The organism is Pseudomonas sp. USHLN015 (genome assembly GCF_037153275.1).
GTDB lineage: Bacteria > Pseudomonadota > Gammaproteobacteria > Pseudomonadales > Pseudomonadaceae > Metapseudomonas > Metapseudomonas tohonis.
Genome location: NZ_JBBCKP010000008.1, coordinates 371,226 through 394,525 on the forward strand (window position 1 = coordinate 371,226; position 23,300 = coordinate 394,525).

General features: G+C 62.0%; 24 protein-coding genes. 9 read left to right on the plus strand and 15 right to left on the minus strand.

Translation table 11 applies throughout. The annotated features are described in order from the left end of the window. Positions 1-39: 39 nt before the first annotated feature. Both WFQ67_RS18435 and WFQ67_RS18440 read right to left on the minus strand, forming a co-directional pair. Positions 40-996 carry an acyl-CoA desaturase gene (locus WFQ67_RS18435; protein ID WP_337057802.1) on the minus strand — a complete coding sequence of 319 codons (957 nt, stop codon included), beginning with the start codon at positions 994-996 and terminating at the stop codon, positions 40-42. Then, complete coding sequence (locus WFQ67_RS18440) at positions 996-1,559, minus strand: hypothetical protein (RefSeq protein WP_337057803.1); 564 nt, start codon at positions 1,557-1,559, stop codon at positions 996-998. The genes WFQ67_RS18435 and WFQ67_RS18440 overlap by 1 nt, the downstream gene beginning before the upstream one ends. A 413-nt stretch (positions 1,560-1,972) precedes the next feature. Between WFQ67_RS18440 and WFQ67_RS18445 the strand changes: the two genes are divergently transcribed. Then, positions 1,973-2,407, plus strand: coding sequence for a hypothetical protein (locus tag WFQ67_RS18445; protein ID WP_337057804.1), 435 nt, complete (start codon positions 1,973-1,975; stop codon positions 2,405-2,407). Between the two features lie 463 nt (positions 2,408-2,870). On the opposite strand, the gene WFQ67_RS18450 is transcribed toward WFQ67_RS18445, so the two are convergent. After that, entirely contained in the window at positions 2,871-3,374 is a 504-nt protein-coding gene (locus WFQ67_RS18450; protein WP_337057805.1) for a hypothetical protein, read from the minus strand. 95 nt (positions 3,375-3,469) lie between these two features. Continuing rightward, positions 3,470-4,231: a hypothetical protein gene (locus WFQ67_RS18455; RefSeq protein WP_337057806.1), complete on the minus strand. Its 762-nt coding sequence runs from the start codon at positions 4,229-4,231 to the stop codon at positions 3,470-3,472. Between the two features lie 258 nt (positions 4,232-4,489). On the opposite strand from WFQ67_RS18455, the gene WFQ67_RS18460 reads away from it, so the two are divergent. Both WFQ67_RS18460 and WFQ67_RS18465 read left to right on the plus strand, forming a co-directional pair. After that, positions 4,490-4,873: a hypothetical protein gene (locus WFQ67_RS18460; protein ID WP_337057807.1), complete on the plus strand. Its 384-nt coding sequence runs from the start codon at positions 4,490-4,492 to the stop codon at positions 4,871-4,873. 893 nt (positions 4,874-5,766) lie between these two features. Next, a complete protein-coding gene (locus WFQ67_RS18465) occupies positions 5,767-6,255 on the plus strand; it encodes a BRO-N domain-containing protein (protein ID WP_337057808.1) in 489 nt (162 codons plus the stop codon). 138 nt (positions 6,256-6,393) lie between these two features. Here WFQ67_RS18465 and WFQ67_RS18470 read toward each other — a convergent pair whose 3' ends face one another. The 6 genes from WFQ67_RS18470 to WFQ67_RS18495 all read right to left on the minus strand — a co-directional run bounded on the left by WFQ67_RS18470 (position 6,394) and on the right by WFQ67_RS18495 (position 12,637). Further along, on the minus strand, positions 6,394-7,281 hold the full coding sequence (locus tag WFQ67_RS18470) for a fumarylacetoacetate hydrolase (protein WP_337057809.1): 888 nt from the start codon (positions 7,279-7,281) through the stop codon (positions 6,394-6,396). Positions 7,282-7,286: 5 nt separating this feature from the next. Further along, complete coding sequence (locus tag WFQ67_RS18475) at positions 7,287-8,549, minus strand: MFS transporter (RefSeq protein ID WP_301150996.1); 1,263 nt, start codon at positions 8,547-8,549, stop codon at positions 7,287-7,289. Between the two features lie 72 nt (positions 8,550-8,621). Beyond that, positions 8,622-9,671: a type III polyketide synthase gene (locus WFQ67_RS18480; protein ID WP_337057810.1), complete on the minus strand. Its 1,050-nt coding sequence runs from the start codon at positions 9,669-9,671 to the stop codon at positions 8,622-8,624. 207 nt (positions 9,672-9,878) lie between these two features. Continuing rightward, the gene (locus tag WFQ67_RS18485; protein ID WP_044402896.1) at positions 9,879-10,319 is read right to left on the minus strand and encodes a Zn-ribbon domain-containing OB-fold protein; all 441 of its coding nucleotides are present in this window, start codon (positions 10,317-10,319) and stop codon (positions 9,879-9,881) included. Positions 10,320-10,331: 12 nt separating this feature from the next. After that, positions 10,332-11,528 carry a thiolase family protein gene (locus tag WFQ67_RS18490; protein ID WP_044402899.1) on the minus strand — a complete coding sequence of 399 codons (1,197 nt, stop codon included), beginning with the start codon at positions 11,526-11,528 and terminating at the stop codon, positions 10,332-10,334. A gap of 26 nt (positions 11,529-11,554) precedes the next feature. Next, complete coding sequence (locus WFQ67_RS18495; protein ID WP_178083006.1) at positions 11,555-12,637, minus strand: hydroxymethylglutaryl-CoA synthase; 1,083 nt, start codon at positions 12,635-12,637, stop codon at positions 11,555-11,557. A gap of 528 nt (positions 12,638-13,165) precedes the next feature. Between WFQ67_RS18495 and WFQ67_RS18500 the strand changes: the two genes are divergently transcribed. After that, positions 13,166-13,768 (plus strand): TetR/AcrR family transcriptional regulator, encoded by a 603-nt coding sequence (locus WFQ67_RS18500; protein WP_213624870.1) that lies wholly within the window; start codon positions 13,166-13,168, stop codon positions 13,766-13,768. A gap of 39 nt (positions 13,769-13,807) precedes the next feature. Here WFQ67_RS18500 and phlG read toward each other — a convergent pair whose 3' ends face one another. Beyond that, complete coding sequence (gene phlG, locus WFQ67_RS18505) at positions 13,808-14,692, minus strand: 2,4-diacetylphloroglucinol hydrolase (protein ID WP_337057811.1); 885 nt, start codon at positions 14,690-14,692, stop codon at positions 13,808-13,810. Positions 14,693-14,845: 153 nt separating this feature from the next. Between phlG and WFQ67_RS18510 the strand changes: the two genes are divergently transcribed. Then, the gene (locus WFQ67_RS18510) at positions 14,846-15,520 is read left to right on the plus strand and encodes a TetR/AcrR family transcriptional regulator (protein WP_337057812.1); all 675 of its coding nucleotides are present in this window, start codon (positions 14,846-14,848) and stop codon (positions 15,518-15,520) included. 85 nt (positions 15,521-15,605) lie between these two features. On the opposite strand, the gene WFQ67_RS18515 is transcribed toward WFQ67_RS18510, so the two are convergent. Next, positions 15,606-16,043, minus strand: coding sequence for a phosphotransferase system, HPr-related protein (locus WFQ67_RS18515; protein ID WP_337057813.1), 438 nt, complete (start codon positions 16,041-16,043; stop codon positions 15,606-15,608). A gap of 577 nt (positions 16,044-16,620) precedes the next feature. Here WFQ67_RS18515 and egtB point away from each other — a divergent pair. Both egtB and WFQ67_RS18525 read left to right on the plus strand, forming a co-directional pair. Continuing rightward, complete coding sequence (gene egtB, locus WFQ67_RS18520; protein WP_337057814.1) at positions 16,621-18,735, plus strand: ergothioneine biosynthesis protein EgtB; 2,115 nt, start codon at positions 16,621-16,623, stop codon at positions 18,733-18,735. Positions 18,736-19,107: 372 nt separating this feature from the next. Next, positions 19,108-20,532 (plus strand): hypothetical protein, encoded by a 1,425-nt coding sequence (locus WFQ67_RS18525; RefSeq protein ID WP_337057815.1) that lies wholly within the window; start codon positions 19,108-19,110, stop codon positions 20,530-20,532. Between the two features lie 41 nt (positions 20,533-20,573). Here the strand turns inward: WFQ67_RS18525 and WFQ67_RS18530 are convergent, their stop codons facing one another. The 3 genes from WFQ67_RS18530 to WFQ67_RS18540 form a co-directional block, all read right to left on the minus strand. Beyond that, positions 20,574-21,272, minus strand: a complete 699-nt coding sequence (locus tag WFQ67_RS18530) for a hypothetical protein (RefSeq protein ID WP_337057816.1) — start codon at positions 21,270-21,272, stop codon at positions 20,574-20,576. 177 nt (positions 21,273-21,449) lie between these two features. After that, positions 21,450-21,752 carry a hypothetical protein gene (locus WFQ67_RS18535; protein WP_213624877.1) on the minus strand — a complete coding sequence of 101 codons (303 nt, stop codon included), beginning with the start codon at positions 21,750-21,752 and terminating at the stop codon, positions 21,450-21,452. 59 nt (positions 21,753-21,811) lie between these two features. Then, a complete protein-coding gene (locus WFQ67_RS18540) occupies positions 21,812-22,120 on the minus strand; it encodes a hypothetical protein (protein ID WP_337057817.1) in 309 nt (102 codons plus the stop codon). A 556-nt stretch (positions 22,121-22,676) separates the two neighbouring features. On the opposite strand from WFQ67_RS18540, the gene WFQ67_RS18545 reads away from it, so the two are divergent. Further along, on the plus strand, positions 22,677-22,952 hold the full coding sequence (locus tag WFQ67_RS18545; RefSeq protein ID WP_263149524.1) for a hypothetical protein: 276 nt from the start codon (positions 22,677-22,679) through the stop codon (positions 22,950-22,952). Positions 22,953-22,954: 2 nt separating this feature from the next. After that, positions 22,955-23,179, plus strand: a complete 225-nt coding sequence (locus tag WFQ67_RS18550; protein ID WP_213624880.1) for a hypothetical protein — start codon at positions 22,955-22,957, stop codon at positions 23,177-23,179. The last annotated feature ends 121 nt before the right edge of the window (positions 23,180-23,300 follow it).

Below are 23,300 nucleotides of genomic sequence, written 5' to 3' on the forward strand. Positions count from 1 at the left end.
ATTGAGTTCTAATTTTTGTACAGACCTGCTGCCGATCATCTAGTCATTGCGGCACATAACTTCCTCAGCCCCCACTTTCAACGCCGTAATCCCCTCCCGAGGCGGCAGATTGCTCGGCACATTCACATCCCAGGCAAGACCAAGACGCTGGAGCAGTTGGATGAAGTGCCAACCCAGGTCGATCTGGCCGGGGTAGAGCCCATGGCGAGCTGACGCCGGGAAGGCATGGTGGTTGTTGTGCCAGCTCTCGCCAAAGGTGGGGATGGCGGCAATGGGCACGTCATGGGCCTGCACGCCGGCACCATCCACTTCCCAGGTCTGGGGGCCGCGGGTGTGGGCGAAGTAGGAAATGAACCAGTGCATGGTGGTGCAGGCCGCCACCCGGACCGACACACCCCACACCAGCCACGGCATGCCGCCGATGAGGTAAAGGACGATGCCGATGGGGAGCTGCTGGAGCATCCAGGTCTTTTCCAGGAACTGGTAGAAGCGGTCGTTGGCGATATCCGGGCCCGGGTTGAAGCCCGGTGGGTGATCGAGCACGAACTTGCAATGCAGGTTGTACCAGGCGTCCTTGAGCAGGCCCTGGCGGTGAGCGAGGTAGTCGTGACAGGCCGGCTGCCGCTGGGACCAATCGCGGGTGTCATGGGTGCGGATGGTCCAGAACGGGCCGCCGATGCCAACGATGGTGCCCATCCACACGAGGAAGCGTTCCGTGGCCTTCGTGCACTTGAAGCTGCGGTGAATCAGCCTCCGATGAAACCCCACCGAATGCCCCGCACACAGGGTCGCCGCACTGAGCGTGAGGAAGACCAGCAAAGCGCCCCAGCTGAAATAGAGCGGTGCCAGCACGAGGGCGCTGGTGAAGATGAAACTGTTCCAGAGCGACCGCCATGTGTCCCAGACGATGGTGCCCGTCAGCGGGCTGGCGCCGTTGTCCAGCACCAGGGAGTTGACCTTGAACGCGCCGGAGGCAGCGCCTGCGTGAGTGGACATCAGAAAATCTCCGCTAGGACAAAGGCGATACCCAGGAGCGGCAGCGCTATCACGCTTGCCGAGCAGGCGACCAGGGCCAGGTACTCGAAGTAATGCCTAGGCGTCGGGGCTACAGGAGCAGAAGGCAGTATCTCGGCGCGAACGTCCGCCACACTCCTCTCCAGCAGCTCCGGATAGGCGTAACCCTGGTACAGCGTGCGGCTGTGCTTCCCGCGCACGAAGGCCGAGAAGCTGCGCCTGGGTACGACACAGGCCCCCATGCTCACCAACGGCAGGCAGAACAGTGTGCTGAGTGGATTCGGGTAACGGCCTGCAGCGAATTCCCAGGCGGCCATCTCGAACTCGCCGGTTGGCCGGAATGGGTAGCCGGTGAGGACGTGGTGAATGTCATGGAGCGGCAGCGCCCGGCGGCGCCACTCGAAATTCGGCAGATAGACCTTGAGGTCGCGGCAGCCCACGGGTGACCAGCGCTTGGCACTGACACCACCGTCGATTGGGAAGCCATGGCGGGTATAGAACTGGGCGACGGCTTCTTTCAGCGAAGCATTCGGATCGACTTCCATATCACCTGACTCCTTTCAGGTTCGCCGTGTCTTGCGGGCTTCGTGGACACGAAGCTTGTGCCGCCGGCTGCGCCATTCTTTACGTGGCGGGCGTATGGATCAACTGGGTGATTGAAGAAATTTCAGGGTCGATTTTATGAGCCAGGTATCCACCTGCTTCAGCTTCACACTGGACGGATGGGCCATCTTCTCCAGCGAACCCGCCAGCTTCGACCAGAAGCAAGCACTCCTGGAGCAGTAACGCCCGACCTATAACCAGCCACAGACAGATTTCCTGCGGGTTCGTAATCCCAAATCAGATATCCTTCCGCCCTCCTGGCAATTCCTGCCCCGGGTATATGTAACGGCTGTGAGCCTTTTCCGTCACAACGCTGGATATGCCACTCACCCACAATTTGGTACCGCACAGTTCCATGAAGCAACTCATAGCGATCTTCTTCATCCTTCTAAGCGGCTGTTCAATCTTCCCTGAAACCAAGGAAGAGCTGCTGCAAACTGGCAACATAAGCCCGGAATACTGCTTCAACGACGAGAGCGAACGGGTTGCCAGACGCGTCGAGACCTACCTGTCGAAGTGCTTTAGGCCAAGCTACGTTCGCACTGGGAACATCACCGGCTTCGTAAATAACCAACAGTTGAAGAAAGAAGTAAGCAATGGAGCCACTGGGCTTTCTGTTTACTCGCCTTCAGGCACGGGAGCCGGCTATTTCTTGCATGCCCTGATTTCAAAAGGCGACGCCAGTTGCAAGACAAAAATGTCCATTACTGCTTACAACTTTGCGTGGGAAAGACATTTTGCAAGGCTGAAGGAAAGCGCAGAGGGAAAAGAGCCGGGATGTGGCTTTTGAATCAACGAAACATTGAAAAACCGTGTTGACTGCCTAATGGAAAATGCACTCAAAAGAATAATCAAGGAAGAAATAGCAAGGTGGCATGCATTCCATTGGTGGCCTACTGACCCAATGGATCCCGAATTTGACAGGGAAGCCAAGAGCATTGCAAAGCAGCTTGGACGTATTCACTCGGAAAGAGATGCTGCGCTCTGCCTTAGCCGTGTATTTACTTCGTCATTTCAGGCCTGCCCGCAGTTTTCACCTGAGGCATGTCTGGAAGCAGGCAGGTCGCTGTATACCCGGCTGGTTGCGGAGAGGCTTATTTTCTGATGTCGATTTGTCAGCTACAACGGACAGCCCACCAAGCCGTCTTGCTGCCAATGCAGGCGTCCTGCTCTAACCGATAACTGTCACTCTCATCTATGCGACATGCGCATGGAACAGAACCGAGGCGCGCAGTTTGCAGCACCTTGAAGAATCAAGGTTGTGCGCCTGGCCAGGTGATGCTTTCAAATTTACGGGCCCCAATCCAGCTCACGCTTAGCCAGAAATTTTCTGGCGGCTCAGGCAGTTCAGTTAATTTCGGTGAAGCTTGGCAGAGGTCGTCTTCGTCATAGGTCATATACTCGAAGCCGAAATCATTATTCTTGCCAATCACGTAGGTGGGGTGTGGTGCGTTGAGATCAAAGTGAATTGAATAAACGTCGAACCGCATGCCTGGCTTTCCACTCTTGTCATGCTCTATCCAAAACTCAGGGAGCAGGTGACGTGAAAATTCCTCGGCAAAGCGAACTGCATGCTCGATGTCATTCCACACCGCTTTTATGGTCTCTTGCGCCTGCTCAACGTATGGCACGTATGAGTCGTCTTTCGGGTGCTGGACATAAATGAGTCGTTGACCGAACTGATACTCACATTGCGAGACAGCAGAGGAGACATCCCAGTGGCCCAGGATCGGCCTGGAAACGAGATCAATGCACATGGTTTAACCGCCCTGCAAACGAAGAGAACCAATCTTGGCTCAATCCCTGCTCCTCACAATCGAGCCGACTGGACCAGCACCCCATAGCTAGCGCCTCAAACCTCTTTCCCATAAGGGCTGGGCAGATCGTTGCGTTCGAGCAGGTATTCCATCGAGTTGTTGATCGCCCACACCATCAGCGCATCCAGCGTCATGTCGAGAGGCTGGCCGCTCAACAGCGGTTCGAGCCGCTGCAGGGTGCCGGGGTAGTCTTCGGTGTGGAAGCGGAATCGCCCGTAGTTGCCGTGCCGGTCCACCAGAAGATAGGTGCAGTAGTGGTCATCGTCCGACCAGCGCCCGAAGCAGAAGTAGTTGGCGCTCAGGTGCGCGATTTGTTCTTCCGTCAACTCCTCCCTGGCGAAGTACTCGCCGAAGTTCCAGGCGATCGCCGGGCAGAACGCGTGCAGGCACGGGTAGGAGGTCGAGGTCGAACGCCCGTAGATCTCGAGGATGCGACGGTCGCCCCAGCGGCCGCGATCCGCGATGACGTCGTAGATGGCGAAGCGCTTCCTGAACAGCGCCTTCAGCTCCTCCGGCATCGCGAACCCATGCTGCGTCTCGGCGCTCAGCAGGTCCTCGTCGGATACAGCGCCCGACCACTCGAACAGCGTGCCGTCCTGGAAGTACTCGTCGAAGTACAGTTCATAGGTTTCCCCTTCCTCGTCGTAGAACGCATGCAGGCTCATGCAGAACGACTCGAATCGGTTCAGGGCCTCGGGCCAGGTCTCGTCCGCGCCACCACGGAGATGGACGCCGTAGCTGTTTTCACCTGCTGGTTTGGGCTGGATGCCGAGAATGCCTTTGAGTTTTTTGAACACGGTAGGGCCTTGATGAAGGATTTGGGGGGTGTGAGGACATTAAATGAAAAGGGTTCTGCTTGGACGGGCGTGGTTATCGAATCGAGAACTGGCTAGTAGGCATGGCGTACGCCCTCCTCCAATGCGCTATCGTCGGCCTACCGAACGTAGACACACAGCTGACAGCTTCTTAACCTTCAAGCAAGTTGCTATTTCTGCCACTCCGGCTGGTCCGAGCCTTTACTGCTGAAGTAACCGATTCAAAAGACAAGGAACGTTATGCATCAAGGATTGATCCGCTTTACAACGCTCGCCCCCGACCGCGACTCAGGTCATACAACCGGGATTCTAGTAGCCGCGCATGACCTGCGAGACACCGGAGATCTCACAGTCAGCGAGCATTCGGAACTGCGGACCTCATTGGTGTGGTTCAACGAGAGTCTGACTGTCCCGAGCGTACTGAAATCCATGGAGCATCGACGGGCCATCTCCTGGTTCAAGCCGGCGGCCACTGAAGCCATCCAGCGCATGTGGCACCTGAAGACCCTCTTGGAACTTCATGGCCTCCACGTTGACGTGCTTCGAACCTCTGTGCCCGGTTCAGTTGTCTACGAAGATGAGTGGCAGATCATCGCCAAGCCTGCCAAGGGGCAGCGTTACTAAAAGCGTGCTACTTACGAGCCAATATGGATATCCGGTGCTGCCGATAGCCGACGCTTAAGAGGGGCAGCTGCCGACCAGAGGTGTTCATTCAGTCTTGGATTGCTAACTTCTTGACAGCGAATGAGTTTTTCCAAAAGTCAAAATCCAGAGTCTCATACTTATTGAAAGCACCCGCTAATATCAATAAGCTAAATCCGCAACAAACAACATCAACATCAACATCAACATCAAGGAGAGATACTATGGCGCTTAAGCCAGGCCCAAAACCCATTGCCAAGTCAACCGGCGAAGTCGACAAGCGTCGCCGTGACAATAAGGAAACTCCGGGAAACAATCCCGACTTGAAACCTAGCAAGCCCAAAAAGAAGTAGGCTATCACCGGCAAAAGCTACTGTAATGGTAGCTTTTGTCATTTTAATCAGCAGGTTATGAGCGCATAGTCTTAAAATTTAATTGCACCTGCTTCGCAAAGAGCCTGAGTGACTGTTTCCGACTGATAGCAGTCGTTCACGAGGAGCTTTGTGAATCGCCACTACTCATCTACAACACACCGCTCAAATACTTGAATAGCGGCAGTAGCCCTTCTCCACTTGCTCTCACGCTCCCCCATCCCTATCCTCCCACCGCCACGGTCAATCCCGTGGTCGGGTTTGACAGCCCGTATACGTTGGCGCGATTGCGCCAGTTGGTGCATGCGAAAAACGGCGGATGTTTTTTGCAGGCATCAGCACGCATGCAGTTTTCGTAACTGCTCTGCTTTATGGCAGGTCGCGCGGGGAGGTCCTCGTGGCCTGCCGGTTCCAACGTACCGGTCTGTCAACCCCGCGTGCCCTGTCACCCTTCGATTGACAGCGAATGGCGACAGCTACCTGACCTTACGTTGGAGCTGCACCATGCATGACGCATCCACCCCCATCACCTTTCAACGCCATTGCCACCAACTGCGCGCGGTGATGATCGACAACCGACCCTGGTTCGTCGCCATCGATTTCGCCCTGATGATCGCCGCTGCCCGGCCCTATCGGCTGACCAAGCGCCTGTATCCCCGTTTCGCAATGCTGCGCTTTGCCACTGGCCGTTGCGAGGAGCTGGAATTGATCAGCGAGGCCGGGCTTTACCGGGCGCTGTATCGCTTCGGGCACCCGGAGCATTGCGCGTTGAGCCAGTGGCTCAGCGATGAGGTGATCCCGGCGTTGTACGACTATCACCGCGAGGTCGATGCCAGCCCGCGACGCATTCTGATGACCTGGGCGAACCAGCGTGTCGGCGCTCTGCGTTGGCAGGGGGAGCTGTGGATCGCGCGGCGGGACCTGCCTCGTTTCATGGCGGCGCACGATGACCCGGCATTGAGTGATGGGCCGAGTTGGAAGCGGTTCATCTAGGGCTCGGCCGGGAACGCCGCACTAAGGTGCGGCGTTTTTTTGGCGTGTGCCGGGCAGGAACGGTGGGCTGAAGCCCACCCTACGTACTGGAGCCGCCCGGCCCACCCTACAGCCTCACGCGGAACGCCGCCCGGTGACTCAGGCCGCCCTGCCCTGCCCCGCGCGGCGGGGTGACGAGAGCGGCAGCAGGTGCCGCAGTTCCTCTTCGACGATGCGGTTTTCGAGGCGCATGTCGAGCATGGGGCAGCTCAGTTCCAGGCAGTCGCCGTGTTGCAGGTGGGTGGCGACGATTTCGCTGTCGAGGCGGCTGAAGAGGTAATGGACCATGCCCGGCTGGAGGAATTGCGGGTGCTGCTCCAGCAGGGCTTCGCCGGCTTCCCGCGAGGCGCGCCAGGCCTGTGGGTCGAGGCGCAGGTGGGTTTCGCTGAAGCAGGTGCCGTTGCGTTCGATGCGTTGGCGCAGGTGCAGCGGTTCGTCCAGCTCGCCCAGCAGCAGTTCCGAGGCCACGGCGCATTCGAGCAGGTGGGCGCGGGCGGATTGGCCCTGCAGCGGGTCGTGCAGGTCGTGGCCGAGGGTGACGCCGACGTGGAGCAGCTGGCCCCGCGAGCCCACCAGGTAGATGGAGACCAGGCAGGCGTCCGCCGCGATGGCTTGGACGTGGTACGGCACTTCGAGGTCGTCGCGGTCGATGCGCAGGACGCGGCCGTTGCCCTTGTAGAACCAGCCGGCGTCGTCCCGCGCCCCTAGCGGCAGGCCGCTGACATGGGTGAGCAGCGGGTTGTCGGGCATGGCGGGCGGGCGCAGGCGGGTTTCCTGGCGCAGGGCGGGCAGCGTGTGCGTCGGGCCCGGCAGGTGGCGCAGGTGCGCCAGGTGGTCCTGATGGCGGCGCGCGCAGTCCTGCAGGGTCTGGTAGAGGCCGCTGCTTTCGCCGTGCACCCGCACCGTGTGCGCGGGGTCGTCGCCCAGCAGGCCGATGCGCGGCCCGCCGCTGTGTTCGATGTCGAGGACTTTCAGGTAGTCGCCCATTTCAATTACTCCCTAATAAGCAGTGCGGCGTTGGCCGGCGGTGTGGCTTCGCGAGGTGCCTGTGCGCGGCCTTCCTTGAGCCCGAGCGCCAGGCACAGGCCGGCGAGGCTGCCGGCCAGGGCCAGGTAGAGGATCGATGGCAACCCGTGGTGGGTGGCGAGGTAGCCGGCGAGGATCGGCGCCAGACCGCCGCCGAGGATTTCGCCGAAGCCGATGACGATGCCGGTGGCCGCCGTGAGCAGGTGCGGCGCCACCGATTCGCCCGTGAGCGGGCCGACGGTGAGGCAGATGAGGCTGAAGTTGAAGAAGGTGATGAAGAACAGCACCCCGAACAGCAGCCAGGGCTCGGCGGGTGTGACGATCAGCGTGGCGACCAGTGCGGCGCTGGCGCAGAACGAGAGCAGCACCACCGGCTTGCGCCCGAAGCGGTCGGACAGGCCGGGGATGATCAGTTGGCCGACGAAGCCGCCGAAGCCGATCGCCGAGATCACCAGCGCCATCGCCTCCAGCGACAGCCCGAGGTGGTCGGTGAGGTAGCTGGGCAGCAGCGCGCAGAGCACGAACTGGCAGGTGAGGATGCAGAACATGATGCCGATGTTGCGCCGCACGTTGCCGCTGCCGAGGGCCGCGAGCCACAGGCGCCAGGGCCGCTCCTGCCCGGCCTGGAGGGGTGCGGGGACGGGGCGGTAGGTGCGCTGCAGCCACCAGGCGAGGATGAACCCGGGGATGGACACGCTGATGAACACCCAGCGCCAGGAGCCGAGCCAGGCTAGCAGGCCGGCGGCGATCAGCGGCCCGAGGCCGAGCCCGAGGATGGGGAACACGGCCTGTTGTACGCCGATGTTGAAGCCGGTGCGCCGTGGGTGCGAGACCTGGGTGGTGACGCTGATGCTAGTGGGCGTGAAGGCGCCCTCCGAGAAGCCCATGAGGCCGCGCAGGAGGATGAGCCCGAGCACCCCGCCGGCCAGGGCGGAGAGCCCCGAGAGCAGCGAGAAGGCGAGCACGGAGACGACCAGTACGCGCTTGGCGCCGAGCCGTTCCACCAGACAGCCCATGCCCAGGGCGGAGACGCCCCAGGTGAGCGCCAGGGCCGCGGAGATGTTGCCGAGGTCCTGATAGTCCAGCTGCAGGTCGCGCATGATCAGCGGGAACAGCGGCAGGATGATGAAGCGATCCAGCCCCACCAGGCCGAAGCTCAGCGACAACAGGATCACCATGCGTGTTTCGTAGCGGGCATCCCAGCCCGTGTCGCTTGCCTGCTCGCGCATGGCCAGCCCTCCTCTTCTAAGGAGCCGAAAAGGGTGGCGCGGGTTACCCCGCGCCACCGCGCCCGAGGGTACTCAGGCTGCCCATTCACCAAGTGCCATTTCGGCGGTGAAGCCCGGCCCGAACGCGGCGAGCAGGCCTTTGCTGCCGGGTTTGGGGGAGCTGTCGAACTGCCGGCGCAGGACGTCGAAGACCACCACGCTGGCGATGTTGCCGGCCTCGGAGAGGCTGGTGCGCGAGAGCGAGACGCGCTCGGACGGCAGGTCGAGGTGACGGACCAGTTCGTCGAGGATCTTGCGGCCGCCGGTATGGAAGATGAAGAAGTCGTTCTGCGCGCAGTTCTGCTGGTAGCCGGTCTGGTTGAGGCGCTCGATCACCGGGGCGACGTCCTTGATGGAGTTCATCACGGCCTTGTCGAGGGTGAAGTGGAAGCCGGTGTCCTTCACGTCGTACTTGATGAAGTGCTCGCTCTTGGGCAGGAAGAACGAATCGGTGGCCTTGATGCGGAAGCCCTTGGCCTCGTCGTCGGCACGCAGCACGCAGGCGGAGACGGCATCACCGAACAGCGCCGCGGAGATGAAGGAGTGCAGCTTGGTGTCGTCCGGCTGGTAGCACAGCGAGGAGAACTCCAGGGAGACGATCAGCACGTGGTTGTCGGCCTTGAGGGTGGCGAAGTCGTGGGCGCGGTTGATGGCGGCGGCGCCGGCCACGCAGCCGAGCTGGGCAATGGGCAGCTGGATGGTGGAGTTCGGCAGGCCGAGGTCGTTGATCAGGTGGGCGGTGAGCGACGGCATCATGAAGCCGGTGCACGAGGTGACGATGACCATGCGCACGTCCTCGGGCTTGAGGCCGGCGTTGTCCAGCGCCTGGCGGGCGGCAGCGGAGGACATTTCGCGGGCGGCACGCTCGTAGACGATGCTGCGGTGGGTGAAGCCGGTGTGGATGGCCAGCTCGTCGATGGGCAGTACCAGGTGGCGCTCGTTGACCTCGGTGTTGAGGATCATGCGCTTGGCCAGGGCCATGCGCGGGTGATCACCGTGGAGGTTCTCCAGGTGCTCGATCATCTGCTGCTGGGTGATCTTGTGTTGCGGGAACAGTACGTGGGGCTGGCAAAGAGTCGACATGTTGAATCCTCGTTGATCGTTCAAAATTTGTTCATTCAGTGGGTAAGAACCCGTTCTTCAGGCACAGCCAAGCCCGTCAGCGCTGGCGTGGGCCAGCACTTCCCGGGGGGGGGGCAGCGGCAGGAGAAAAGGGCGTAACCGCACGCCGGAAAATGACGTTCTTGTTTTAGCTGCCACGGAGCCCTTCCGGGCCCCGCGGCAAGAGCCTCAGTGGTCGAGTACGAACTTGTAGGCGTACTGCCAGGCCAGGTTGCTTTCACGCACCTGCTTGCGCACCACCATCCTCACGCGGGCGCCGACCTTGAGCTGGGCCGGGTCGACGACATCGACGATCTCGGAGGCGATCACCAGTCCGTCGTCCAGCCGCACCATGGCGATGTGCCGGGGCACCACTTCGCCGTAGCCCATGGCCGCGAGGATCGGGTTCTCGGCATTGGCCATGACTTCGATATGGCCGGTGCGCTCGCAGCGGTAGGCGCTGACCTTCAGCGAGTTGCAGGCGCCGCAGACGGTGCGCCGGGGGAAGAAGATCTCGTGGCATTCGTCGCAGCGGCTGCCTTCGAGCCGGTACTTGCCGCCGTGCTCGCGCCATTCGCGGAGCATGCTGGCGGTGGTCATCCGGTGGATCTGTTCGGGGTAGAGAGACATGGTCGACACTCCTCAGTCGTTGGCCAGGACGATCACCGAGTTGTGGGCGGCGTAACCCCCCAGGTTCTGCGAGACGGCGATACGGGCGCCGGGAACCTGGTTGGTGGACTCGCCGCGCAACTGGCGGAACAGTTCGGTGATGTGCAGGATGCCGTCGGCGCCGGAGGCGTGGCCGCGTCCGATGTTGCCGCCGTCGGTGTTCAACGGCAGTTGGCCGTCCAGGGCGATGCCACCCTCGCGGACGAAGTCGCCGGCCTGGCCGGGTTTGCACACGCCCATGGATTCCATCTGGATGAGCCCGGCGCCGAGCAGGTCGTAGACCTGGGCGACGTCGATGTCCTTGGCGGTGATGCCGGCCTTCTTGTAGGCGATCTCGGCGCAGGCGATGGAGTTGGCCGAGACGGCCATGCCGACGTCCTGGGGCAGGCCCGGGTACTTCAGCGTCGGGTTGTGGTAGCGGGTGCCGTAGTAGTGCGACACGCCGGTGTAGGCGCAGCCCCGCACGAACACCGGTTTGTCGGTGTACTTGTGGGCCAGGTGCTCGGCCACGAGGATGGCGCAGCCGCTGGCCTCGCCCCAGGCGAGCATGGAGCCGCAGGCTTCGGTGCGCTTGAGCTCTTCGAGGCTGGGGATGGGGTGGCCGTAGCGGGTGGAGCCGGGGGTGTTGTGGGCGTAGATGCGCATCTGCCGGCCGAAGCTGGCGAGCACGTCGGCCTCGCGACCGGCGTAGCCGTACTTGTGGAAGTACTCGGCGGTGGCCAGGGCGAAGGCGTCGGTGTGGGAGATGCCGAGGAAGTAGTCGTACTCGCACTCGGTGCTGGAGCCGATGTACTCGGCGTAGTTGAAGTGGTCGGTCATCTTCTCGAAGCCGCCGCACAGGACGATGTCGTATTCGCCGGAGGCCACCATCTGGTGGGCCATCTGGAACGACACCGAGCTGCTGGTGCAGTTGGCGGTGCTCATGAAGGTGGGCGCGGGGCTGATGCCGAGGGCGTCGGACAGGGTCGGGCCGAGGCCGCCGTATTCGGAGATGCCCTCGCCGTGGTAGCCGTAGGCGACACCCTGGATTTCCCGGGGGTGCATCTTGGCGGCGTGGATGGCCTCGTAGGCGGACTCGACGATCATTTCCTTGAAGGTCTGCCGGACGCGGGAGTTGCCGGGTTTCGGCGTATGGGCGGCCGACACGATTGCAACGCGACGTGCAGTCATGGTTGTGCTCCTTGCAGTACGGGCGGTCAGAGGTAGGCGGTCAGGGCGTAGTCGGCGCGCAAATACTTGAATTCGTATTTGATCGACGTGCCGTAATCCACGTACACCTTGTTCTCCAGCACCTTGCGCAGCGGCTTGGTGCGCTGCTGGTAGGCGAGGATGGCGTCGGTGACCGTCAGCGCGATGGCATCGCTGCCGGCGCCGAACCCGTACGACGAGAGGAGGATCTTCTGCCCCGGCCGTGCCTGGTCGAGCACGTTGATCAACCCCAGCAGCGGGCTGGCCGAACCGGTGTCGCCGACGCTGCCGGCGTAGATGCCGGGCTCGATCTGGCGCGGCTCGAAGCCCAGGTGGCGGCCCAGCGAGCGGGGGGTGGAGACGAGGTTCTGCTGGAACACCGCGTAGTCGTAGTCATGGCTGGAGGTGCCGAGCTTCTTGAACAGGCCGTGTACGGCGCGGGCGGTCTGCTCTTCCAGGCCGATGCTGTTCTTGTCGGAGCCCAGGCCCATGCCGGAGCGGATGTAGCGCTCGCCTTGCGGGCGGATGTTGTCGGCGACGTCGGCGGCGCAGGAGAAGCTGCCGTCGAACTCGGCGATCAGGTTGTCGCGGCCCAGCAGCAGCGCGGCGGCACCGGCGCCGGCGTAGGCTTCGGTGAGGTCGCCCGGGGCGGTGTTGCGGTTGATGGTGTCGGCACCGATGGCCAGGGCGTTGCGGGCCATGCCGGAGGCGACCAGGGCGTGGCCGATCTGCAGGGCCGAGGTGCCGGACTTGCCGGCGAACTGGACGTCGGCGCAGAAGGCGTCGTAGCCGCTGCCGAGCATCTCCAGGATCACCGCCGCCGAGGCGCGGGATTCATAGGGGTTGGTGCAGGTTCCCAGGTACAGGGCGTCGAGCTCGGCGATACCGCCCTGCTCCACCGCCTGCTGGGCCGCGAGGGCACCCAGGGTGATGACATCTTCGTCCGGCTGGAGCACGGCACGTTCGGTTATCCCTAACTGATCCCTGACCAGTCTCAGGTCGGCGTTACGCCAGACGCTGAGCACGTCTTCGACTTTCAGGCGGCACACGGGCAGCCCGTAGCCGTAACTGACAATTCCTGTCTTATGCACGGTCGTATTCCTCTTGAGCACATTTTCATTGAGACAAGCCATCCCTTGCCGTCCGGAATGGGCAGCACGCAAATCACATCGAAAAAGGAGTACCTGCTTGTTGTTGTTCTGATAGGTGGGAACGACGCGATGTTCGCTCGCCACAGGTATCCGCGACGTCCGCAGGTTGTCACGGGCACCGACCACCGCCACGCAGCGCTAACGCTTGGGCGTGCTGCATTTCTCAGCGCATTGACGCTGCAAAGTGGCACTGCGTGAAAATCTCTTCGTCTTCGTTGCCTCTCATCAGAGATACGAAACGTGCCGTATCGTATTTAGGAAACAATTCAACAGCCGTCACCCAAAGAGAAAAGGAAACCGGTAGCCTTGGTTCTATCTGCCTGTGATATGTGACCGCCGACCCGATCCCCTCATCTCAAGAGGGATTTTGTTACAGAACAACTAACCGAAACGGTCCGTATCGTTTCGTAAAAACGAGCCTATACCTTAGAATTCGTTTGTCAATACATTTTCTATGGGGACTTTGCCTTGAATCGAACCCGCTCCAGGAGCTCCATCGGCTCGCTACGTAGCCCGCATGCGCACAAAGCCATCCTCAAATCGACGACAGAAATTCTGACGGAAAGTGGCTATGCGGGGTTGAGCATCGAATCCGTCGCGCGACGGGCCAGTGCCAGCAAACCGACGATCTATCGCTGGTGGCGGAACAAGGCAGCCCTCATAGCTGAGGTCTACGAGAAGGAAAGCGAGCAGGTCAGGGTTTTTCCGGAATTGGGCTCGTTCCGCGAAGATCTCTCCTTCCTGCTGCACAATCTGTGGAATATCTGGAGGGAAACCATTTGCGGCCTGGCCTTCCGCAGTGTCATCGCGGAAGCCCAGCTGGACCCGGAAACGCTCGAGGAGCTCAAGGACCAGTTCATGGAACGGCGCCGGGAAGTACCCAAGCGCCTGGTGGAAAATGCGGTGAGTCGCGGTGAGCTGCCGAAGGACATCAACCAGGACCTGCTGCTCGACATGATCTTCGGGTTCTGCTGGTACCGGCTGCTCACCGATCAGTTGCGCGCCGAAGAGGACATCGACGACTTCATCAACTTGCTGATCAACGGTGTCTGCTCCTCCCCCGCCACCTGAAGCAGGAACAGGACCCGCAGGGAACGCGGGTCGTCCAGGTCAGGCCGGATCGCCGGAGAACTCGCGGTAGAGTTCCGGCAGGAAACTCGCCAGGTGATTGAACTCGCACAGGTCGTGCACCGCGAACTCGAACGCCAGTTCCTCCAGCCCGGCCGCGTCCAGACCCAAGCCGGCGAGCAGGGCTTCCGCGCGTTCGGCGCCGGGGAACCGCGCCATCGACGGATGCGAACCGACCCAGTAACGGCTGGTCAGCCACATCCCCTCCTCCGTTTCCTTGAACAGATGGATCATCAGCGACACCGGCACGTCCGGCTCCTGGGCCAGGCTCATCAGCGCACTGACGCTGCCGTCGATCTTCGCCTCGCGGTAGAGCGCCGGGTCCAGCCCCAGCTGCGCCGGCTCGTGGAAGTCGATCTTCAGGTCCATCAGCCGGGAGCCGACGTACTCCGTGGCACAGAAGCTGTTGCCGTACAGCCGGTGCCGGAAGCAGCGCTCGGTATCGCAGAGCTTATGGGCGTTCAGGCAGGGGTTCTTCACATGGGCGTAGGGGAACCAGAGCATGTAGCGCTCGGCCTCCAGCGGGTGCCAGAGGAACCACCACTCGAACATCCGTGCGCTGCAGCCCGGAAAGAACTTGCGGCTCTGGACATAGGCCATCGGCCCGCTCAACAGTGCGTACCCGGCCTCCGCACTGGCGTAGTCCGGGTCGAGCAGGCGATTGATGTCCTCCACCGAGGGGCTCAGCGTCTGCTCCAGGGGCAAAGGCCCCTGCTGAAGCAGGCGCATGGCCGATAGCGGAACCCGCATATCGCCGCTGAAAAAGCGCGCATAGGGCTTGCCGCGGATCGCTTCGCGGTTGCGCAGGAACTGCTTCTGCATGGGCAGGGAAAAATAACTGAATGGCACCATCACGCGTGTTTGCATTGAAGTAACCTGCATCGTTGGCTCGATGGGATCAGGTGCGGACGGATCACATATCTCACCTTCCTGCGGGAAGGTGTCGGCCCCTGAGACGCTAGGACAGGCTAAAAGCAAAGTCAAATTTGAATTTAAACTAAGACGAAAAGAGTCGGTTCCATGACAACTACCGAGCAGCAGGCCCCCAGCCGGGCGCCTCGCCAGGACGGCCAGGCCACACGCCAGCAGATTCTCGAGATCGCCGGGCAGGTTTTCGCCGAACGCGGCTTCGCCAATGCCACCAGCAAGGAGATCTGCGCGCGCTCGCAGGCCAACGTCGCCGCCGTGAATTACCACTTCGAGGGCAAGGACGGGCTCTACACCGCCGTCCTGCTGGAAGCCCACCAGCGCATCATGACCCTGGAGACGCTGGAAGCGCTGACGACCAGCGAGCTGACCGGCGAGGAAAAACTGCGCCGCCTGATCACGGAGCTGCTGGCGAGTCTCGGCAGCCCTCGCCTCGCCTGGCCCGCCAAGGTGCTGGCGCGGGAGCTGTTGTCACCCTCCCCGCTGCTGCCGGCCGTGCTGAAGAAAGAATCCTTCCCCAAGGCCCTCGCCACCCGGCGCATCATCGGCGAGCTGCTGGGCCTCCCGGAGGATGACCCGGCCGTGCTGCGCAGCGCCCTGAATATCTTTTCGCCCTGCCTGTTCCTGCTGATCGCCCACGACACCCTCAGCACGACCGTGCTTCCGGGCCTGGATACGGAACCTCAACCGCTGCTGGAGCACATGCTGACTTACGCCCTGGGCGGGCTTGCGGCGATTGGCGAACACCGCCGCAACGGCGGCGCTTGACGCCCTTAACGAACGCCGGGCTTTAGCCCGGAGCGACATCAAGGGCCTTCCCGGGCTGAAGCCCGGGCTACGTTTGGCGGCCCGGCTATTGCGCTTCGCCATCCCAGGGCTTGCCATCCAGCGGTCGGACCCGCGCTTCCTCGGCCTCATCCAGCCCATCGCCAGCGCCTATCTCGCGCTCCTTCACCACGGACAGATCCTTGTCCGCCGGCAATACGCCGCCCGGGTCACGGCCGATACGGGTCTCGTTCTCGTCGATCAGGGTCTCGGGGCTGAGGTCATCGGCGGAGACGCCGTCCTCGTGCAGGCTGCGCCCCAGCGTCTCGCCGCCCGACATGCCGGCCTCACGCACACGACGGTCAGGGAACTCACGCGCCACCTCTTCCCCCGGGCGCAGGTCGCCCACGCGCCCCTGGCGCTCGTCCTTGCGGTCACTGAAATCCAGTTGCTCCATGGAGCCCATGCGGTCCTCGATGTCGTCGATCTCGCGAGGGGTATAGGGCTTGCGTTCACTGCTGCTCATGGCGGCTCTCCTGCTTGGCGTGTTCAAGGTGGACAGGCCAAAACCCGCAAAGATTCAGGCTTTTCGATGCCTGCACGCCCGCCACAAGCCAATGCCCAGGCAAAATCTAGAATTCACCTTAAGTATTAGAAATCAATAAACATCAATAGGTTAAGAGATATTCATAAAGTCGGAAGGCAGGAAATTCGTCGCCAGCCCCCCTCAGCCCTGGGCGACGAGCCAAATAAGCAAGGCGCGACACGCGTTGCGTAGCGAGCACCTGTGGCTAGCGTGAAATTCACAGCAACCAAGAAATTAAATACATATTTATCAATGTGTTATGACCGAAATCTAAAAATAAAATAAAAATTTGCGCTCTTGGAGCGTGGCGTTGCCTGGCCCTTTGAGCCGGGCACACCCAGAGCTCGGAGCATGCCGCCGCCGCTCGCTCCGGATGGCGAAACCACACGAACTTTCCTCGACCCCAAAGCATCAGACCCTATGACCCCGCTCTTCGGGGCCTGCTGCCCTGCCTGCCGCTCGGGCATGCCATCACGCGCATCCAACAGTCCTGCCAACAGCACTGAGAGAGAGGCCGATGAACCGCACCACGCTGCTCGACCGATACCTGCAAGTCCGTAGCCACAGCGAATCCCTGGTGGCGCCCCTGAGCGAAGAGGACATGGTCGTGCAGTCCATGCCCGACACCAGCCCGGCCAAATGGCACCTCGCCCACACCACCTGGTTCTTCGAAACCTTCCTGCTGGCGCCAAACCTCGCGGACTACAAGGTTTTCGACCTGGGCTTCGCCTACCTCTTCAACTCCTACTACGAGGCCCTCGGCCCACGCCAGCCGCGCCCCCAGCGCGGGTTGCTGACCCGACCACCGGTGTCGCAGGTCATGGCCTACCGCCGCTACATCGACGAACACATGCACGCGCTGCTGCAGGACGGCATCACGGACGAGCTGGCCGTCCTCGTGGAGCTCGGCCTGGCCCACGAGCAGCAGCATCAGGAACTGCTGCTCATGGACCTGCTGCACCTGTTCAGCCGCTCGCCCCTGCACCCGGCCTACGACACCCGCTGGCGCGAGCCGGGGAGCGACCGGCCGGCGCGCTTCGTCGCCCTCGCCGGCGGCCTGGTGGAGATCGGCCACGACGGCCAGGGCTTCGCGTTCGACAACGAGGGGCCGCGCCATCAGGTATTCCTGCCCCCGTTCCAGATCGCCGACCGCCTGGTGAGCAACGGCCAATGGCTGGCGTTCATCGAGGCAGGCGGCTACTCCCGTGCGGACCTCTGGCTCTCCGAAGGCTGGGCAAAAGTACAGGAAGAAGGCTGGGAAGCGCCCCTGTACTGGCAGCATGGCGAAACGGGCTGGATGGAGATGGGCCTCGGCGGCCTGCGCCCGCTGCAGCCGGCATCACCGGTGACCCACATCAGCTACTACGAAGCCTGCGCATACGCGACCTGGGCGGACGCCCGCCTGCCCAGCGAAGCGGAATGGGAAGTCGCGGCGCGCGCAGGGCTGCTCGGCCAGGTGGAGGATTGCGCCTGGCAATGGACCGGCAGCGCCTACCTGCCCTACCCCGGCTTCCATCCCTCCGCCGGCGCGGTGGGCGAGTACAACGGCAAGTTCATGGTCAGCCAGATGGTCCTGCGCGGCGGCGCCAGCATCACCCCGGCCGGCCACGCACGGCCCAGCTACCGCAATTTCTTCTACCCGGCCCAGCGCTGGATGTTCTCCGGCCTGCGACTGGCCCGCGACGCCCGCGCCGACGAGCAGGCCGGCGAGCACGAAGGCTTCGCCGAGGACGTGCGCAGCGGGCTCGGGGCGCCGAACAAGAGCCTGCCGCCGAAGTACTTCTACGACGCCGCCGGTTCCGAGCTGTTCGAAGCCATCTGCCGCACCCGCGAGTACTACCCCACGCGCATGGAAACGGCGCTGCTGGGCGATATCGCCAGGGAGCTTTCAGCGGTCATCCCACCTGGCGCGGCGCTGGTGGAGTTCGGCAGCGGTGCCAGCCTGAAGACCCGACTGCTGCTGGACGCGGCACCGCAGATCGGCCTCTACCTGCCCATCGACATCAGCGAGTCGGCCCTGCGCAAGGCCACCGCCATGTTGCAGGGCGCCTATCCGGATCTCTGTGTACTGCCCCAGGTGGGTGACTTCACCCACCTGCCGCACCTGCCGCAGGCGGCCGCCTCCCGGGCACGGGTGGCCTTCTTCCCCGGCTCGACCCTGGGCAACTTCAGCCCGGCGGAGGCGCTGCGCTTCCTGCGCTCGGTGCGCCGCTTCCTCGGTCGCGACTCACGCCTGATCCTGGGCCTGGACATGCAGAAGGATGTCGCCACGCTGGAGGCCGCCTACGACGACGACGACGGCATCACCGCACAGTTCAACAAGAACCTGCTCGCCCGCATCAACCGCGAACTGGATGGCGACTTCGACCTCGACGCCTTCGCCCACCTGGCGCGCTGGAACGCGCAGGACCGCTGCATGGAGATGTTCCTGGTCAGCCTCCACGAGCAGGAAGTCCGCGTCGCCGGCCGGCGCTTCCACTTCACCGCCGGGGAGCGTCTGCACACCGAGTGCTCGCATAAGTACAGCCTGGAAGGCATCGCCGAGATGGCCGCCGAATCCGGCTGGCGCCTCGCCCGCCACTGGCTGAGCCCGGAACCGCAGGTGGGGATATTCGTGTTGGAGAGTGGTTGAGGCTGCTGAGGGCACCTGAAGCTGGCAGGCGCTCGGCTCAGCCTCCTACACCAACGCCGTCTTCGCACATGAGCACCTGCCTGGGCGATCTCATCGCTACGATGCATGCCATTGCGACCCAGGCCGTGCCTACCGACAGCGGCATGACCACCCCGTCATTGCGTCTATCACCGTGAAGGAACAGGCCTGAGCCTGAGGTGCCTGCGGGCAATCTGCCGGTCAGATTTCCTTACTCATCTCCCGCGACCCCTTGCAATAAAAACACCTGCCCCACAACAGCGGAAAAAACCACTGACGCCCCCACCGGAAGGTGATCGACGGGGTCGCCCTAGCATCTGCGCTCGCCATTTCACAGACACAAGGATGAAGCCGATGCCAGCCCTCAAAACCACGCTCCACGCACCCCAGCTATTGCTGCTGGCCATGCTTGGCGCCCAGGCTTCCAATGCACTGGCCGACACCCCCAGGCTTCCGCCGGGAAGCACCCTTACCGCCGAGTCCCATTTTGCGCCACCTGCCGTCCTGCGGCAGGTGCCATTACCCGGCAACCTCCCCGCTACTCCCCCGGTCTCATCAGTACCGCAAGCGGCAGCGCCCAAACCTCCCATCAGCAGAAGCAACGGCCTGCAAGCACGCAGCAATGCTTACACCCCGTTGTGTACGTCGCTTTCGATCAACCAGCTGTACACCCTTTCCGGTGTGCAGCAAGGCGGCAGCTACTGCTACCACTTCGAAATCGGCCAGCATTCCAAGACCGAAGCCGTCGTCACCGAGCAGAGCCCAGGCACTGACTTCGAACTCTTCCTGTTGAGAGACATCGGCAACGGCAACCTCCAGTTGGTCGGGCATTCCAACCAACCCGGCAATGCGGACGAATCGATCCTCGCCGTCACGCCACCCGGTCATTACTACTGGCTGATGAACGCCCACGCCTCCGACGGCTCGCCCGTCGGCTTCGGCGCACTGGTCGCCGCTCCAATCGATGCCCATGAACCCAACGACAGCCTCGAGTCGGCCACCGTCCTGCCCGACACCCTGAACGTCATCACGGGTAACTCGGACAGTGCCTGGGACTACGACTATTACGCGTTCACCAGTGTTCGTGGGCAGACGCTGCGGCTCATGCTGACGGGGGAGGATTCAGGGAGGAGCAATCGCTGGTTGCTGGAGGTCTACAACAACGGTGCCTGGCAGCAGGAGACCAAGGACATACGACTGAATATCAACGGGCTGCCAGCCAATGAGCGCCTCCAGGTTCGGGTTCGCCCCAACCCGGTAGTGGCGTGGACTCCCCATCTGCGCTATCGCCTGACTATTGGCTCAACGCCCTTCATGCGCAATCACTACGTCGAGGGAGAGTCGAATGTCCTTCGCATTCCATACTCCGCTCCATTGGCATACGGGCAGCGATACATGACGACACAGGCTTATAAACAGGTGAAGTGGTCGATGTTGCTGACAGACAGCACCGACACTCCGATAAAGGGGGTCACACCAGTACTCCACCTGTTACAGCGAACGCGTCTCGGGCAGGAGCCTTATATTTCGTATCCTGCAAAAACCGATATCAATGGATGGGCTCGTGGCACCATAAATCTGGGGACTTGTTATGGGGACTGGAGCACGACTTTTGTCGACTATTCGGGAAGTTACAGGAACACGTGGAAGACTGACTACAACTACGGCTCATGGTACCTAAGGCTTAACGAAGAACCGAGTGTAGGAGTCGGCAGCCCAGAGAATTCCGTAGTTTTAGGGCATCTATGTCAACAGACACTTCTTAAGAGCGAGCGTTGATGCTTGAGCTTTGTGCGGGCTAATAAGCCCGCACATTCCAACTAGGCTGGCGGATGAATCCGTCGCTCGGTCCAGTGTCCATAACGTACGACACCCCATGAGATCAGATGGGCCTGAAGGCTGTTGTACTCAAGGGCTCTGACAACGCTCGAGAAATTGCTTTTGTCCAAGTGATAACGGCCGAACCCATCGAAGTCCACGTTCATATCCGACTCGATACGCTCGATGGCCAACTCCACATAACGATTGGCGTACTGCAGCAATTCGGTGGAAGCGTTCATTCGTGCAGACAGCCGTTTCGCCACATCATCCCTGAGTAAGCCATTGTGATTACTGACGATGATGTTGCCTGCGCTATCCACCGATATACCAACCAATCCGTCACGCATAACCGGCTCCCGCCCCGACAACTCTCTCAATATGCTGCCGTAGATCGCCTGAAACCCCGCATGCGCCATGTTCAGCTCCGCATCGATGATTTCCAGCGGACGCGCATTGTCCTTGGGCGGGCGCGTCACCTGTTCGATGGCCCATATCTCAAGATCGAAACTCACCTGCGGCTTCGTTGGCAATTGCGCCAACCGGTTGTAAGTATGACTTTCGATGACTCGATCCAGATCTTTCTGCGGCAGTGCCTCTGGCAGTGCCAGTGCTCGGGCTGACTCGCCCGCCTTGGCCACTTCGGCGACCCGGGTATCCGAGCGCATGAGCCATAACGGCAGGTTGCGCGTGATTTCCATGACGACCTCTCCTTTCTGGGGTGTTCCCTCAAGGTCGGCCGGTGTGTTTTTAAGCTGAGTGCGACGAGCGACTGGAACGTCCTATTCCCATGTAGGAACAAGACGCTCCAGTCGGAGCAGCCCGGGGGTGTGGGTGATGCAGCTCACCGGGCACGATCGGCACCGGTGGAAACAGCATCAGCCCGCCTGGCGGATCCCCTGCTCCTGGGCGCTGGCGAGCTTGACGATGCGCCGGCTGCCGCAGCCGGCCTGGAGCAGCACCATGTCCTCGAACACCTGCTTGCCCAGGCGCAACACGGCGCTGGGGTCCTGGTAATCGAGGTGGTTGAGCCCGGCCACGGTGAAGTGTTCATGGGTCGCCGGGTTATGCACGAAGAGGCTGAAGGTGCCGTCCGTGAGCGTCCGGCTTTCCACCCTGCAACTGGGGATGGCGCGCGCGAGCATCAGGTCCAGTTCCTTGCCAGACAGTGCAGTTTTCATCAACAGCCTCCTTGTTACGGTCATGCCGGCCGCGTGAATTCGGGCCGCGCGCAATGGGGTCAGAGCATGCGTACCGGGAACACCGATGCGCCGTCCACGCCCCTGATGGATGGCCGCTCGGCCATCACCTCGAAAATCGCCTTGTCCTGCCCGGGGTCCAGCGGCTCCAGTTCGATCAGCCGCGTGCGGTTCCAGTTCTCCGGTGCCGCCCCCACGAAGCTGATGTGCCCGGCGAGCCCATCCAGCGCCGCCCAGTCTTCGAACTGCGCCAGGCCGAAGTCGAGCGTCACCGCGCGCGGCTCAAGCCGCACGACGCCTTCGGCCAGTGCGGGCGAGTACAGGGTCAGATGAGCGAGGGACGTGATCATCCTGATACCTCCGGAAGCCGGTGAGACAGGCTCGGAAAAGGTTTTCAACCCCCAGGGGAGCACAGGCAACTAGCGATAAACATGCCAATACAGGTTTTCTGCAACTTCCCTGCACCCCGTCGCCGCCCTGCACAGGAAAACCGCCACAACCTGATATCGACACGATGGCAAACCACCCAAAAAGCCGGGGAACCCGCGTCCTTGAGCGGGGTCGAGCCCATGCATTCTGCACGGGCGATCTGCACGATTCGGGCGATTTGCAAGGTCGCGAACAGGCACGATGCGATGATCGGGGGCGGGCTGCACGCTAATGGTGCTCGTCGACCCCGCACGGGGAAGCGGCCGGGAAATCACCTGACATCAGCGCGTCATCTCGATGATATTGAAACCATTGCAGCGGACGAACGGCCTCTTCCAGCAGCGTAATAAGGCTGAACTCACACCCGCTCCCGGACTTCTCAATAGCAACTCACGCGTATCCCAACTTGAGGCCCGGTCGCTGCGGCATGCGTCGGGCTTCTTTTTTGGATGGACCCACCCGTACCTGGACATAGCCATGGCTTTTCAACCCTCAGCCGAAGAATTGCAGCAAAGGCTGGACGCCCGGCTGGACAACCACCTGTGCGTGGTCAAGTTCCGCGACGACGAGGTGGTGCTGTCCCTGCGCGACCTGCGCACCGGCCGCCTGACCATCGTCTCCGGCCTCTTCCCCCGCCACTGGGCCAGCCACGCGCAGTTCGAGGCCCTCAATGGCCAGTTGATCGACGAACTGGAGCGCATGCTCGAGCAGGACCCGGGTGGAGGCGACGACGCCCTGCCGGAGGGCGACTGACCATGCCCCTCGCCCCACTCGACGAGCCATTGCGCACCACCCTGCACGACGCCTCGCTGAACAATCAGGTGGCCTGCATCACGCTGGTCAGCGCCGCGCAGAAGATCGACGACGAAGAGCTCTGCGAGGCCCTGTTCCGCACGGTGGCGATCCTGCGCAGCGAAGCCGAGCGCCTGGCAGCGCTCGCCAGGGAGGCTTCACGCGGGCGCATCCGCTGCAAGCCCTGAAAGGGCGCGCCTCGGCACAAAGGCGGAACCTGTCCGGCACCACCGGCTCTATAAGTCCCTGAGAGGCGCCCGGGGGCGCAAACGGCATCAAGACCGTCGACGTTAATGAACTGGAGATCCA

Excerpts from the sequence above, each read along its gene's own strand:
- WFQ67_RS18435 (WP_337057802.1), bottom strand. The coding sequence starts at position 996 with ATGTCCACTCACGCAGGCGCTGCCTCCGGCGCGTTCAAGGTCAACTCC.
- WFQ67_RS18440 (WP_337057803.1), bottom strand. The coding sequence starts at position 1,559 with ATGGAAGTCGATCCGAATGCTTCGCTGAAAGAAGCCGTCGCCCAGTTC.
- WFQ67_RS18445 (WP_337057804.1), top strand. The coding sequence starts at position 1,973 with ATGAAGCAACTCATAGCGATCTTCTTCATCCTTCTAAGCGGCTGTTCA.
- WFQ67_RS18450 (WP_337057805.1), bottom strand. The coding sequence starts at position 3,374 with ATGTGCATTGATCTCGTTTCCAGGCCGATCCTGGGCCACTGGGATGTC.
- WFQ67_RS18460 (WP_337057807.1), top strand. The coding sequence starts at position 4,490 with ATGCATCAAGGATTGATCCGCTTTACAACGCTCGCCCCCGACCGCGAC.
- WFQ67_RS18465 (WP_337057808.1), top strand. The coding sequence starts at position 5,767 with ATGCATGACGCATCCACCCCCATCACCTTTCAACGCCATTGCCACCAA.
- WFQ67_RS18470 (WP_337057809.1), bottom strand. The coding sequence starts at position 7,281 with ATGGGCGACTACCTGAAAGTCCTCGACATCGAACACAGCGGCGGGCCG.
- WFQ67_RS18475 (WP_301150996.1), bottom strand. The coding sequence starts at position 8,549 with ATGCGCGAGCAGGCAAGCGACACGGGCTGGGATGCCCGCTACGAAACA.
- WFQ67_RS18480 (WP_337057810.1), bottom strand. The coding sequence starts at position 9,671 with ATGTCGACTCTTTGCCAGCCCCACGTACTGTTCCCGCAACACAAGATC.
- WFQ67_RS18485 (WP_044402896.1), bottom strand. The coding sequence starts at position 10,319 with ATGTCTCTCTACCCCGAACAGATCCACCGGATGACCACCGCCAGCATG.
- WFQ67_RS18490 (WP_044402899.1), bottom strand. The coding sequence starts at position 11,528 with ATGACTGCACGTCGCGTTGCAATCGTGTCGGCCGCCCATACGCCGAAA.
- phlG (WP_337057811.1), bottom strand. The coding sequence starts at position 14,692 with ATGCAAACACGCGTGATGGTGCCATTCAGTTATTTTTCCCTGCCCATG.
- WFQ67_RS18510 (WP_337057812.1), top strand. The coding sequence starts at position 14,846 with ATGACAACTACCGAGCAGCAGGCCCCCAGCCGGGCGCCTCGCCAGGAC.
- WFQ67_RS18515 (WP_337057813.1), bottom strand. The coding sequence starts at position 16,043 with ATGAGCAGCAGTGAACGCAAGCCCTATACCCCTCGCGAGATCGACGAC.
- egtB (WP_337057814.1), top strand. The coding sequence starts at position 16,621 with ATGAACCGCACCACGCTGCTCGACCGATACCTGCAAGTCCGTAGCCAC.
- WFQ67_RS18525 (WP_337057815.1), top strand. The coding sequence starts at position 19,108 with ATGCCAGCCCTCAAAACCACGCTCCACGCACCCCAGCTATTGCTGCTG.
- WFQ67_RS18530 (WP_337057816.1), bottom strand. The coding sequence starts at position 21,272 with ATGGAAATCACGCGCAACCTGCCGTTATGGCTCATGCGCTCGGATACC.
- WFQ67_RS18535 (WP_213624877.1), bottom strand. The coding sequence starts at position 21,752 with ATGAAAACTGCACTGTCTGGCAAGGAACTGGACCTGATGCTCGCGCGC.
- WFQ67_RS18540 (WP_337057817.1), bottom strand. The coding sequence starts at position 22,120 with ATGATCACGTCCCTCGCTCATCTGACCCTGTACTCGCCCGCACTGGCC.
- WFQ67_RS18545 (WP_263149524.1), top strand. The coding sequence starts at position 22,677 with ATGGCTTTTCAACCCTCAGCCGAAGAATTGCAGCAAAGGCTGGACGCC.
- WFQ67_RS18550 (WP_213624880.1), top strand. The coding sequence starts at position 22,955 with ATGCCCCTCGCCCCACTCGACGAGCCATTGCGCACCACCCTGCACGAC.